This is a genomic window from Ottowia thiooxydans (assembly GCF_040548795.1).
Lineage (GTDB): Bacteria > Pseudomonadota > Gammaproteobacteria > Burkholderiales > Burkholderiaceae_C > Ottowia > Ottowia thiooxydans_A.
The window spans coordinates 465,709-477,683 of sequence record NZ_JBEPSH010000005.1; the positions used below are offsets into that span (position 1 = coordinate 465,709).

The 11,975-nt window shown below is 60.4% G+C and carries 10 protein-coding genes; 3 read left to right on the forward strand and 7 right to left on the reverse strand.

Annotation, left to right across the window (positions count from 1 at the left end; genetic code table 11):
• Positions 1-2: 2 nt before the first annotated feature.
• The 4 genes from ABIE13_RS14270 to ABIE13_RS14285 all read right to left on the reverse strand — a co-directional run bounded on the left by ABIE13_RS14270 (position 3) and on the right by ABIE13_RS14285 (position 3,647).
• Positions 3-785 (reverse strand): ABC transporter ATP-binding protein, encoded by a 783-nt coding sequence (locus ABIE13_RS14270; RefSeq protein ID WP_354444503.1) that lies wholly within the window; start codon positions 783-785, stop codon positions 3-5.
• Positions 782-1,597, reverse strand: coding sequence for an ABC transporter ATP-binding protein (locus ABIE13_RS14275; protein ID WP_354444504.1), 816 nt, complete (start codon positions 1,595-1,597; stop codon positions 782-784). Before ABIE13_RS14275 ends, ABIE13_RS14270 begins: the two co-directional genes overlap by 4 nt.
• 14 nt (positions 1,598-1,611) lie before the next feature.
• Positions 1,612-2,688: a branched-chain amino acid ABC transporter permease gene (locus ABIE13_RS14280; RefSeq protein ID WP_354444506.1), complete on the reverse strand. Its 1,077-nt coding sequence runs from the start codon at positions 2,686-2,688 to the stop codon at positions 1,612-1,614.
• Positions 2,689-2,771: 83 nt separating this feature from the next.
• Positions 2,772-3,647 (reverse strand): branched-chain amino acid ABC transporter permease, encoded by an 876-nt coding sequence (locus ABIE13_RS14285; RefSeq protein ID WP_354444508.1) that lies wholly within the window; start codon positions 3,645-3,647, stop codon positions 2,772-2,774.
• Positions 3,648-3,808: 161 nt separating this feature from the next.
• Between ABIE13_RS14285 and ABIE13_RS14290 the strand changes: the two genes are divergently transcribed.
• From ABIE13_RS14290 to ABIE13_RS14300, 3 genes are all read left to right on the forward strand, one after another.
• Complete coding sequence (locus ABIE13_RS14290) at positions 3,809-4,591, forward strand: crotonase/enoyl-CoA hydratase family protein (protein WP_354444510.1); 783 nt, start codon at positions 3,809-3,811, stop codon at positions 4,589-4,591.
• Positions 4,592-4,685: 94 nt separating this feature from the next.
• On the forward strand, positions 4,686-5,891 hold the full coding sequence (locus ABIE13_RS14295) for an acetyl-CoA C-acetyltransferase (RefSeq protein WP_354444512.1): 1,206 nt from the start codon (positions 4,686-4,688) through the stop codon (positions 5,889-5,891).
• A gap of 69 nt (positions 5,892-5,960) precedes the next feature.
• Positions 5,961-8,117, forward strand: coding sequence for a 3-hydroxyacyl-CoA dehydrogenase NAD-binding domain-containing protein (locus tag ABIE13_RS14300; protein WP_354444514.1), 2,157 nt, complete (start codon positions 5,961-5,963; stop codon positions 8,115-8,117).
• Between the two features lie 456 nt (positions 8,118-8,573).
• Here the strand turns inward: ABIE13_RS14300 and ABIE13_RS14305 are convergent, their stop codons facing one another.
• The 3 genes from ABIE13_RS14305 to ABIE13_RS14315 form a co-directional block, all read right to left on the reverse strand.
• Positions 8,574-9,782 (reverse strand): ABC transporter permease, encoded by a 1,209-nt coding sequence (locus ABIE13_RS14305; protein ID WP_354444516.1) that lies wholly within the window; start codon positions 9,780-9,782, stop codon positions 8,574-8,576.
• Entirely contained in the window at positions 9,782-10,528 is a 747-nt protein-coding gene (locus ABIE13_RS14310) for an ABC transporter ATP-binding protein (RefSeq protein WP_354444518.1), read from the reverse strand. Before ABIE13_RS14310 ends, ABIE13_RS14305 begins: the two co-directional genes overlap by 1 nt.
• 120 nt (positions 10,529-10,648) lie before the next feature.
• Positions 10,649-11,971 carry an efflux RND transporter periplasmic adaptor subunit gene (locus ABIE13_RS14315; RefSeq protein WP_354444519.1) on the reverse strand — a complete coding sequence of 441 codons (1,323 nt, stop codon included), beginning with the start codon at positions 11,969-11,971 and terminating at the stop codon, positions 10,649-10,651.
• Between the last annotated feature and the right edge of the window lie 4 nt (positions 11,972-11,975).

Here is an 11,975-nt window from a genome sequence, read left to right on the forward strand (position 1 = left end):
GGCTATCTCCAGGTTTTCTTCTTTTTCCAGCGCCGCTCGCCGCGCACACCTTCATCCTTCATGCCGAGATAGAACTCCTTGATGTCTTCTTTCTCGCGCAGGCGATCACAGGTGTCTTCCATCACGATGCGGCCGTTTTCAAGCACGTAGCCGTAGTCCGCCGCGTTCAGGGCCATATTGGCGTTCTGTTCAACGAGCAGGATGGTGGTGCCGCGCTCCCGGTTGATGCGCACGACGATCTCGAAGATTTCCTTGGTCAGGCGCGGTGAAAGGCCCAGGCTGGGTTCGTCCAGCAGAATCAGATCCGGCGCTGCCATCAGCGCACGGCTGATGGCCAGCATTTGCTGCTGGCCGCCCGAGAGCAAGCCGGCATCCTGCGCATAGCGTTCCTTGAGGATGGGAAAGTACATGTAGACCTGCTCCATGTCGCGCGCGACGCCATCGCGGTCCTTGCGAGTGTAGGCGCCCATCAGGAGGTTGTCGTGCACGGAAAGCAGAGGAAACACTTCACGGCCCTCGGGTACGTGCGACAGCCCTTGCTGCACCACGAACGCCGGGTCCTTGGCTGTGATGTTCATGCCCTTGAACTCGATGGAGCCTTTGCGCGGATCCAGAATGCCTGAGATGGTCTTCAATATCGTGCTTTTACCCGCGCCATTGCTGCCCAGCACGGTAGCTATTTCTCCCTTGCGTACCTTCAGGCTGACGCCCCGGATGGCTTTGATGGGGCCGTAGGAGCTCTCGACGTTGAGCAACTGGAGCATGGGTTGTGTAGCCTCGCTCATTGCACCACCCTTCGCAGAGACGAGACGTCATCTATGGAGCCCAGATAGGCCTCGATGACCGCCGGATTGCTCTGCACTTCGCGGGGAGACCCCATGGCCAGCACTTGACCCTGGTTCATGGCCACCACCCGATCCGATACCTTGGACACCAGGCTCATATCGTGCTCGACCATCAGCACCGTGATGCCCAACTCTTGCACGATGTCCTGAATCCAGAAGGCCATGCCCTCCGTTTCTTCCACGTTCAGGCCGGAGGAGGGCTCATCCAGTAGAAGCAACCGGGGCTCGGCGCAAAGCGCTCTGGCCAGTTCGACCACCTTGCGCACGCCATATGGCAACCCGGCCACCATGGAATCGCGGTAGTGCTGGAGATCCAGCAAGTCTATGACCCGCTCCACGTGTTCGCGCGCCTCGATCTCGGCCGCGCGCGTGGCGGGGGTAAAAAACACTTCGCTCCAAAATCCGGTGCGCCTATGCGTGTGGCGCCCGATGAGAAGGTTGTGCAATACGGTGGCATGCTCGAACAATTCGATGTTCTGGAACGTGCGGGCAATCCCCAGTGAGGCCACCTTGTGCGGAGGTTGAGAGGTCAGGTCCAGCAGCCCATCAGGGCCCGAGAAAGCGATCGTGCCACTGGTTGGGGTGTAGATGCGGCTGATGAGGTTGAAGACGGTGGTCTTGCCAGCACCGTTGGGGCCGATCAGCGTGAATACTTCTCCGCGACGCACGTCGAAGCTCACATCATTGACGGCCAGCACTCCACCGAAGCGCACGCTCAGATTCTTGGCCGACAGCAGGATCTCTTGGGTCATGGATTCGCCGCTCGTCATTTCAATCTATCGGACTTCTGGAACGACTTCTGTCGCTTGAACATGCCCTGACGGTAGAACGGGAACATCTGGATCCAGGTGCGGATCTTGAGCCAGCGCCCGTACAGGCCGAGAGGTTCGAACAGCACGAAAGCAATCAGGACTGAGCCGTAAACCACAGATTGCAGGCCCGGTGCCTGGCCGATGGCATCAGGCAGGTAGTCCTTGACCATGGAGATAAGCTGAGGCATGGCAATCAAGAAGGCCGCGCCCAGGAACGCCCCATGGACAGACCCCAGGCCACCAATTACCACCATGAGCAGCAGATCGATCGATTGAAGGATGCTGAATTGATCGGGCGAGAGAAAGCGCATCTTGTGCGCATACAGTGCGCCGCCCACCCCTGCCAGCGCGGCTGACAGCGCGAAGGAGAGGGTCTTGTAGCGCGCCAGATGAATGCCCATGCTCTGGGCAGAGATTTCCGAGTCACGGATGGCCACGAAGGCGCGTCCGGTGGCGCTGCGCAAGAGGTTCAGGATGGCCAGCGTAGCTATGACCGCCGTGACGATGCAGATGAAGTAAAAACCTTCGCCCGATTCGATCTTCCAGCCCAATATGGCCGGTGCCTTGACATGCATGCCTGCGTTGCCGCCCGTCACGGATTCCCAGCGGGCAAATCCTTCTTCAACGATGAAGCCAAAGGCAAGTGTGGCAATGCCCAGGTAGATGCCTTTAAGCCTTAGCGCGGGCAAGCCCACAATCACGCCTGCCACGGCGGCGAGCAGCGCAGCGCCCACCATGGCCAGCGGAAACGGCACGCCAGCGTTGGTCAGTACCGCCTGCGCATAGGCCCCCACGCCCACAAAGGCCGCATGCCCCAGTGAAAACTGCCCGGTAAACCCTGCCAGCAGCATCAGCCCGAGTCCGACAATGCCGTAGATCAACACAAAAGTGAGCTGTGCCAGCCAATACTCGGGCAGCAGCCAGGGCGCTGCCAGCATCAACAGCAAAAGCGCCGAATACCAGAACACATGTCCGCCATGCTTGGCCAGGCGGATGTCCTGTTCGTAACTGGTTTTGAAGATAAAACGCATCTAGTGTGCTGTCCAGGGCGTTGGGTTCGCGTGGCGTGAGAGGATGTGCGTGCGCAGGTGATGAGTCATTCCTGGAATCATTCCTAGACCTTCTTGCGCAACTTTTCGCCGAACAGACCGTTGGGTTTGACCATCAGCATGATCAGCACCACGATGTAAGGGGCAATGTCCTTGAATCCTTCCGGAAGGTAGAACCCGGCCAGCGATTCCACAATGCCGATGATCAGCCCGCCCACGATGGCGCCTGGCAGGCTGCCGAATCCTCCGACCACTGCGGCTGGAAATGCTTTCAAGCCAATGAAGCCCATATTGGCATGCACGAACGTGATGGGCGCGAGCAAAAGCCCTGCCACAGCGGCCACGGCGGCGGCTAATCCCCACACCAGGCCATTGAGGCGCTTGACGGGAATGCCCATGTAATAGGCCGCTAGTTGGTTTTGCGACGATGCCTGCATGGCAATGCCGAGCTTGCTGTACTTGAACAAGGCAAAGAGGCCCGCGCAAAGCAGTGCCGTGACGCTGATCACCACCACTTGAACGGCGTTGATCACCAGAGAGCCCATGCTCCAGAGTTCGTCCTTGTAGGGCACGGGCAGGGTATGCGTCTCGGTACCGATGGTGGGAATCATGGTGATCAAGCCTCGGGCTACATAGCCGATGCCGATGGTGAGCATCACAATGGAAAAGGCGGGCTGTCCGAGGATGGGGCGAATGACCAGGCGTTCAACCATCATGCCGAAAAGCGCCATCGCCCCGATGGCAGCGAGCACGGCCAGCCAGAAGGGAAAGCCCAGCAAAGTCATGCAGGCCAGGCCGCAGAATGCACCCAGCATCATGAGGTCGCCCTGCGCGAAGCTGACGGTTTCAGTGGCCTTGTAAATCAGCACGAAGCCCAGCGCGATGAGCCCGTAGATGCAGCCTTGGGCAATACCGCTGATCACTAGTTGCACGAACTGCAAGTTGTCTCCCAAAATGAATGGCTCGGCTGGAATGCCCGACTCTAGCTAGCAGAGTGAGAAATTTCATCCCCTGAAAACCCTAAGAACACGTTCTTAGAACGTGCTTGCGATCTCGCAGGAGATCGTCAATGGGGTCCAAGCTTGAAGTCCATGGAAAAACTATGACCGTACAAATCGAGAAGCAGGGCCCGGTCACCGTGGTCAGTTGGCAGCGGCCCGAAGTTCGCAACGCTGTCGATGCGGAGACCGCCCGCGCCTTGCACCAGGCCTTTGTCAATTTCGAACACGACGAGCAGGCGCGCGTCGCTGTATTGCACGGAGCGCACGGGCACTTCTGCGCAGGCTGGGATTTGAAGTCTGGTGCCGTCATGGCGCAAACAGCCGAAGCCAGTGTCAGTGCCCTGTTGTCTGATCTGGCATATGAGCCAGACGACACTTTGCCGTGCGGCCCCATGGGGCCGTCGCGTCTTGTGCTCACCAAGCCCGTGATCGCCGCCGTGAGTGGCGCGGTGGTGGCTGGTGGTATGGAGTTGGCGCTCTGGTGCGATCTGCGGGTGATGGAGGACGACGCCTATTTCGGCATCTACTGCCGGCGCTTCGGTGTGCCTTTGATCGATGGTGGCACTGTTCGCTTGCCGCGCCTGATAGGGCAAAGCCGTGCACTGGATCTGATTCTCACAGGCAGGCGCGTGGATGCGGCGGAAGCCTTGGCGATCGGTTTGGCCAATCGGGTTGTGCCGACGGGCCAGGCGCGCGACGCGGCCATGGCGCTGGCTCAGCAGATCGCCGAGTTCCCCCAAGAGACGATGCGCACTGACCGCATGAGTGCGCTGACACAATGGGACTGGCCGCTGACGCAAGCGCTGCACAAGGAGTGGTTAGGCGGTCGGGAGCGCATTCCAGATGCGCTTTCTGGCGCCAGGCGATTTGCAGATAAGACCTGAGAGACAGTTGAAGACTTGGAGAGCTGGGACTATGCAGAGCACACTAGGTATATTTGCATCTCATAAATAAATCATTGCACCTGGAGACAACTGAATGACCGAAGCCTATGTTTTCGACGCCATCCGCACCCCGCGCGGCAGGGGCAAGAAAGATGGCAGCCTGCATGAGGTCAAGCCCATTGACCTGTTGGCTGGCACGCTGGATGCGCTGCGCAGAAGGCACGATCTGGATACGGCTGCCGTTGATGACGTGGTGATGGGCGTGGTGTCGCCGCATGGCGAACAGGGCTCGGTCATTGCCAAAGTCGCGGCGCTGAAGGCAGGATGGGATTGGCGTTGTGCTGGCGTGCAGCTCAACCGGTTCTGTGCGTCGGGCCTGGAGGCAGTGAACCTGGCTGCGCAGAAAGTGCGCTCTGGCTGGGAGGACCTGGTGGTAGCTGGTGGGGTTGAAAGCATGAGCCGCGTGCCCATAGGGTCCGATGGTGGGGCCTGGGCACAGGATCCGCAGACCAATTCGGATACCAACTTCGTGCCGCAAGGTGTGGGCGCCGATCTGATCGCCACCCTGGCCGGGTTTACGCGGGCCGATGTGGACGCGTTCGCGGTTGAATCACAGCGGCGGGCTGCGCGGGCGCGTGAAAGCGGTTTTTTCAACGGCTCTCTGGTGCCCGTCACAGACATGATGGGACAGGTCATCCTTGCGCAAGATGAATTCATCAAGCCCAACACCACAGTCCAAACGCTAGGTGCACTCAAGCCCTCGTTTGAGCAGCTTGGCGCCATGGGCTTTGACCAGGTTGCCATCAGCCAGTATCCAGAAGTCGAACGTATCGTGCACGTTCACCACGCGGGCAATTCCAGCGGAATCGTGGATGGTGCGGCAGCGGTGCTGATTGGCAACGAGAGCGCTGCCAAGGCGCATGGATTCAAACCGCGCGCTCGTATTGTGTCGACGGCACTGTCGGGGGCCGACCCCACCATCATGCTCACCGGGCCCATGCCCGCCACCCGCAAAGCCTTGGCCAAGGCGGGTCTGACCATAGCGGACATCGACCTCTTCGAAGTCAATGAAGCATTCGCAGCGGTGCCGATGCGATTCATGAAGGAGTTTGATGTCCCCCATGAGAAAGTGAATGTGAATGGAGGTGCTATCGCCATGGGGCACCCTCTGGGTGCGACGGGCGCCATGATTTTGGGCACCTTGATTGATGAGCTGCATCGTCGGCAGTTGCGCTACGGGCTTGTCACCCTGTGCGTCGGGGGCGGAATGGGTATCGCGACCATCGTCGAGCGGGTGTGACGTCTTTGCGGACGCTATCCATTTTGCTGACAAGACTGCCCTCGTTGACCGCCACCAGATAAATCCATCATGAACACCATTCGTACAGAGAACCAGAACGGTATCGTCATCGTCACTTTCGATGAGCCCAACTCTCCAGTCAACACCATGGGAGAGGTGTGGCAATCGGACATGGATGCGCTGGCCGAGCAGCTCGCCGCTGCGAAGGCCGACATCAGGGGCATCGTCCTCGCCTCCGCCAAGAGTACCTTCTTCGCGGGGGCCGACCTCAAGGGCGTCATGCGCATGGACGCACACGAAGCGCCCCGGCGCTTCTTTACCGAGATCGAGCGCATCAAGCGCAACTTCCGCACCATTGAAACGCTGGGCAAGCCTATCGTCACTTGCCTCAATGGGGCTGCTTTGGGCGGAGGATGGGAAGTGGCCCTGTTGGGCCACTATCGCATTGCTCTTGCAGATCCCAAGATTCGCCTTGGCTTGCCAGAAGTAGGTATTGGCTTGCTCCCAGGTGGAGGCGGCATCACCAAGATGACGCGCGTGCTGGGCTTGGTAGCGGCGCAGCCCTATCTGCTGGAAAGCAAGCTTTTCGACCCCGCAGAAGCCCATCGCCTTGGCTTGGTGCATGAGCTGGTAGACACCGCCGATCAGTTGGTCTCGCGCGCCATCACCTGGATCGAGTCCGTGCAGGGCCAGCCCGAGGCTGCTCAGCATCCCTGGGAACGCAAGGACTACCGCATGCCGGGTGGCACCCCATCCAATCCCAAGATTGCAGCCATGCTGCCCGTGGTGCCTGCGGTGCTCAAGCAGAAGACCAAGGGACTTTATCCCGCACCACAGGCGACGCTTGCCGCGATGGTGGAAGGCGCAGCGGTGGACTTCGACACCGCCATGCGCATTGAAAGCCGCTACCTGGCCAGTCTGCTGACCAGCCCGGTAACGAAGAACATGATCAACACGTTCTTCTTCAACCTGAATGCCATCAAGAGTGGCCAGGCGCGGCCGAAGAACGTGCCCAAATACAAACCGCAGAAAGTGGGCATTCTGGGCGCGGGCATGATGGGCGCCGGGATTGCCTGGGCGCAGGCGAGTCGCGGCATTGCCACGGTGCTGAAGGACGTCTCGGCTGAGAAAGCTGAACTGGGCAAAGCCTATTCTCAACGCCTGGCAGACAAGCGCGTGGACAAAGGGCGGATGAGCGATGAAGCGCGGCAAAGGCTGTTGGCCCAGATTACTCCCACAGGGCAGGCCGCCGACCTGCAGGGCTGTGATCTGATCGTCGAGGCCGTGTTCGAGCAACGCGAGTTGAAGGCTGCGGTCACGCAGGAAGCCGAGCCTATGCTGGCCGATGGCGGGTTCTTCGCCAGCAACACCAGCACCTTGCCCATCAGTGGCTTGGCGAATGCCAGCAAGCACCCTGAAAAATTCATCGGCATCCACTTCTTCAGTCCGGTGGACAAGATGCAACTGGTCGAGATCATCCGTGGGGAAAAGACCGACGATGAAACTGTGGCCCGAGCCTACGACTACGTGCTGGCCTTGGGCAAGCTGCCCATCGTGGTCAATGACTCTCGTGGCTTCTACACCAGCCGTACCTTTGGTACCTACGTCATGGAAGGCGCCGCCATGCTGGGCGAGGGCATTCCCGCCGCCGTTATAGAGAACGTCGCCGTTCAGGCTGGCATGCCCGTAGGCCCCCTGGCTGTGCTGGACGAAACGGCCTTGTCGCTCTCTGTGCACGTGCTCGACCAAACACGTTCGGACTTTGCTGCAGAAGGCAAGCCCTATCAAGCCACCGCGGGTGAGCTTTTGGTCGAACGCATGGTCAAGGAGTTGAAGCGTCCTGGACGGGCAGGAGGCGGCGGTTTCTATGATTACCCGCCCGGTGGCAAAAAGCACCTCTGGCCCGAGCTCAAGAACCTGTTCGAAAAATCCTGCGCCACCTGGGATGCGCAGGAGGTCAAAGACCGTTTGCTCTATCGCCAGTCTGTGGAAACGGCGCGTTGCCTTGCCGAAGGCGTGCTGACCAGCGTGCACGAGGCCAACGTGGGCAGCATTTTCGGAATTGGCTTTCCGGGTTGGACGGGAGGAGCCATGCAGTTTATTTACGGCCAAGGTATCGAAGGGTTTGAGCAACGCTGTGCCGAACTGGAGGCCAGTCACGGCAGTGGCTTCGCATTGAGTGACGAAGTGAAAGCGGCGATACGGCGATTTGAGCCGAAGTGGTGATGGCCTGGTCGCTGTAGGCGGGCGGTCTCTGACTTGAAGCCGAGGCCGAGCGCAGCAATGGCCCGAATGGGTATCCAACCCCTTTGGCCGTGCCGAGGAGCGCAGGGTAAGGGGCGGGCAAGAGCACTGCAAGATGCTCTTGCTTCGTGAACTAGCTTGCGGCAGCTGTCTGACCGAAGAGAGCGAAGTGAACGAAGGGAGTTCTGGCGCACCGCCCCTTGACCGAGCACCACAGGTTGCCCGCAGCGCAGCGAAGGGACACGGACGGTGGGGCCGCCTTTCTTTTGCCTACTTTTCTTTGGCGGAGCAAAGAAGAAGTAGGTGCGCTGCCGGGCGCACTCTCCGGCCTCCGACTTCAATGCAAGCGCAGAAGGTAACTAGAAGCACAGACAACAACTCAACCGCCGCTTGCCCTCACCCCAACCCTCTCCCAAAGGGCGAGGGAGTAAGAGAAGATCACTCATGCCGCAAAGCCTCAATAGGATCCATCTGCGCCGCCCTCCGCGCAGGAAAATACCCAAACAACACACCAATCCCCGCTGAAAACGCAAACGACAGCAAATTGATGCCCGTCTGGAACACATAAGGCACCTGCATCAGCTGCGCCAGCAAGATGGAAGCGCCAGTCGCCAGCACCACCCCTATCAACCCGCCAAGGCTGGCCAGGACCACTGCTTCAATCAAAAACTGAAGCAAGACCTCTCGCTCGAGCGCCCCAATGGCCAGCCGCAGCCCAATCTCCCGCGTGCGCTCGGTCACGCTGACCAGCATGATGTTCATCACGCCTATGCCGCCGACAAGCAAGCTGACCGCGGCCACGGCGCCCAGCAGCATGGTCATGACCTTGGTAGTGCCCGACAAGGTATCTGCCAACTGCTTGGTGTCCAAGACGTTGAAGTTGTCGTCATCTCCGCTGGAGAGCTTGCGCATCTCGCGCAAGAGCTGAGTCAGGCTGGATTTGACGCGCTCGGTATCGCTGGCCGGGTCCAGAGACACCAGCAGCGTATTGACATTGGTGTTGCCTGTCAGCCGACGTTGCAGCGTCTTCAAGGGCATCAGAACGAGCTCATCCTGGTCGTTACCAAAAGAGCCCTGGCCCTTGCTCTCGAAAAGACCAATCACCTGGCATGGTACCTGGCCCACACGCAACTGCTGGCCCAATGGATCTCCTCCGCCATAGAGTTGGCGCTGGATCGTGGCACCGATGATGCACACCGCGGCGCCCGCATTGAGCTCCGCTTCGGTGAAGGTGCGACCGGACCCTAAAGTCCAGTTACTGGCTTGCAGCCAGTTGTTGTTCGAACCAATAACGCTGCTGCTCCAGTTCTGCCCGCCCGCCACGAGCGTTGCGGATGAGCGTGCTTCCGGAGCCACCGTAGTGATCCCTGAAATCTGTGACGCAATCAGATCCGAATCGCCTTCCTTGAACGAAGGCGCCGTCGCACCTCCGCTGCCCGGCCCCATGCGCTGGCCGGGGCGGATCATGAGCAGGTTGGTGCCCAGGCTGGAGATCTGGTTCTGTACGGCCTGGGTGGCGCCGCTGCCCAACGTGACCATGGTGATCACGGCTGATACGCCAATCACAATGCCCAGGACGGTCAAAAATGATCGCAAGACATTGCGGCGGATAGAGCGCAACGCCAGGATCAGCGTGTTCCAAAGCATCAGCGCACCTCCATGGGAGGCGGTGGCTGATAGCTACCGGGCAGAAGGGGCTGGGCGTTGCGTGTGTCGGTGGACACCAGGCCGTCGACAAAGCGCACGATGCGCTGGGCGTAGGCCGCCATGTCCGGCTCGTGCGTGACCATCAGCACAGTGATCCCCTGCTCACTGTTCAGTCGCGAGAGCAGGTCCATGATTTCGTGGCTGCGCTGAGTGTCCAGGTTGCCCGTGGGCTCGTCGGCCAGCAGAACGGAAGGTTCGGTGACGATGGCACGCGCGATGGCCACGCGCTGTTGTTGGCCGCCCGACAGTTCGGCCGGCGTATGGTGTTCCCAACCCTTCAACCCCACAGACGCCAGCGCTTTGGCGGCTGCGACGCGGCGAGCCGCTGCGGATTCGCCCCGGTAGAGCAGGGGTAACTCGACATTTTCCTGGGCGCTGGTGCGAGCCAGCAGATTGAAACCCTGGAACACGAAGCCGAAGAAGCGGCGGCGCAGGCGCGCCCGTTCGTCACGAGTCAACGTCTCGACGTGCGCGCCCATGAACAAATACTGACCGCCGGTGGGCCGGTCCAGGCAGCCCAGCGTATTCATGGCAGTGGATTTGCCAGAGCCGCTGGGGCCCATGATGGCCACGAACTCGCCGCGCTGTATATCCAGATCAACGCCTTTGAGCGCCAGAAAGGCCGTGCTGCCGTCTCCATAGCGTTTGGTGACGCCTCGCAGGCGTATGAGCGGCATCTCAGACATGGTGTGCAGAGGTCTCTGGCGCAAAGGTGCGCACTCGCGTCATGGCCGTCACAGTTGACCCGAAAGAGCCATCAACAGCGCGGGTGCAGATGGGCATGACAAACAGAGGCTGGCCAAGTCTCATGGCTTTGCCAGTTGATCGGTGATGACCAGATCGCCTTCTTTCAGTTCGGCGCTGCTGATTTCCGTGCGACGGCCGTCCGAGATGCCGGTTTGAACCGTGACGGCAACAGGTTGTTGTTCGCGCAGGATCCAGATCTGCCGCTCCTGGCCAGCGACGGGCGCGCTGGTGGTTCCACCTGGGCGGCGTGCGCCGCCGGGTGGGCGCGGAATCATGCTCGACATGAGGCCTCCGCCACTTCGGGCAGGCGCAGCACCTTCAGGGTTGGCCGGCGTGAACCGCAGGGCGGTATTGGGGACAAGCAGAACGCCCTTGCGTTCGGTGGAAATGATGGTGGCGGTTGCCGTCATGCCGGGGCGCAGGCTCAGATCTTCATTGTTCACACTGAGGGTGGTGGTGTAGGTCACCACGTTGTTGGTGGTGGTCGAGCCATAGGCCACGCGCGCGACCTGAGCCGGGTAGTGTCGCGAAGGGTAGGCGCTGACCGTGAAGCTGGCCAACTGATCCTTTTGCACGGAACCCACATCGGCTTCATCCACGCTGGCTTCAAGTATCAAACGGCTCAGATCTTCACCCAGGGTGAACAAGGTGACCGCTTGCAGTGAGGCCGCCACTGCATTGCCTGGATCGACCGAACGGGCCAGCACCACACCGTCCACGGGGGAGCGAATAGATGCCTTGGACAGGTTGGTTTCTTCGGTGGAAAGCGTGGCACGCGCTTGGGTCACTTGAGCGCGTGCGCTGTCCGTGCTGGCGATGGCGCGAGCCAGTGTGGCGCGTGCGGTATCCAGCTCACTCGCAGAGGGTACACGGCCTTGGGACAGACGAGCTACTTCTTCATAGCGACCTAGCGTGGCGCGCGCTTCGCGAACGGTGGCTTCATTCTGAACCAGACTGGCCTGCGCTGAGTTGAGTGCGGCGCGGGTGCGCTCAACGGTGTCCTGGAACTTGGACCTGTCCAGTTCCAGCAACACCTGGCCTTTCTTGACCTTGTCGTTCACATCCACCAGCACGCGGTTGACGGTGCCAGAGAGTTCACTGCCAATGGCCACGGAGCGCGTAGGTTTGAGTGTGCCGTTGGCCGTCACTGTGAGCGTGATGTCGCCGCGTTCAAGCGGGTTGGTCACATAAACCGGCACGGCACGCGCTGCTTTCTGGCCATTCCACCACCACAGGCCTGCACCCAGTGCCAGAAGCAGCACCAGGCCTATCCAAGTCAAGGGGCGCCTCCACCAGGGGGCAGGGCGATCTTCACCGAGCAGGTCTTCGAGGCTGGTGGGTGCAGAGGCGGGCACGGGAGAAGGAGGGGAGGGGGCGTTCATGTAA

What these genes read in the sequence shown, in the direction of transcription:
- ABIE13_RS14270 (WP_354444503.1), bottom strand. Translation starts at nt 785, where the DNA reads ATGAGCGAGGCTACACAACCCATGCTCCAGTTGCTCAACGTCGAGAGC.
- ABIE13_RS14275 (WP_354444504.1), bottom strand. Translation starts at nt 1,597, where the DNA reads ATGACCCAAGAGATCCTGCTGTCGGCCAAGAATCTGAGCGTGCGCTTC.
- ABIE13_RS14280 (WP_354444506.1), bottom strand. Translation starts at nt 2,688, where the DNA reads ATGCGTTTTATCTTCAAAACCAGTTACGAACAGGACATCCGCCTGGCC.
- ABIE13_RS14290 (WP_354444510.1), top strand. Translation starts at nt 3,809, where the DNA reads ATGACCGTACAAATCGAGAAGCAGGGCCCGGTCACCGTGGTCAGTTGG.
- ABIE13_RS14295 (WP_354444512.1), top strand. Translation starts at nt 4,686, where the DNA reads ATGACCGAAGCCTATGTTTTCGACGCCATCCGCACCCCGCGCGGCAGG.
- ABIE13_RS14300 (WP_354444514.1), top strand. Translation starts at nt 5,961, where the DNA reads ATGAACACCATTCGTACAGAGAACCAGAACGGTATCGTCATCGTCACT.
- ABIE13_RS14305 (WP_354444516.1), bottom strand. Translation starts at nt 9,782, where the DNA reads ATGCTTTGGAACACGCTGATCCTGGCGTTGCGCTCTATCCGCCGCAAT.
- ABIE13_RS14310 (WP_354444518.1), bottom strand. Translation starts at nt 10,528, where the DNA reads ATGTCTGAGATGCCGCTCATACGCCTGCGAGGCGTCACCAAACGCTAT.
- ABIE13_RS14315 (WP_354444519.1), bottom strand. Translation starts at nt 11,971, where the DNA reads ATGAACGCCCCCTCCCCTCCTTCTCCCGTGCCCGCCTCTGCACCCACC.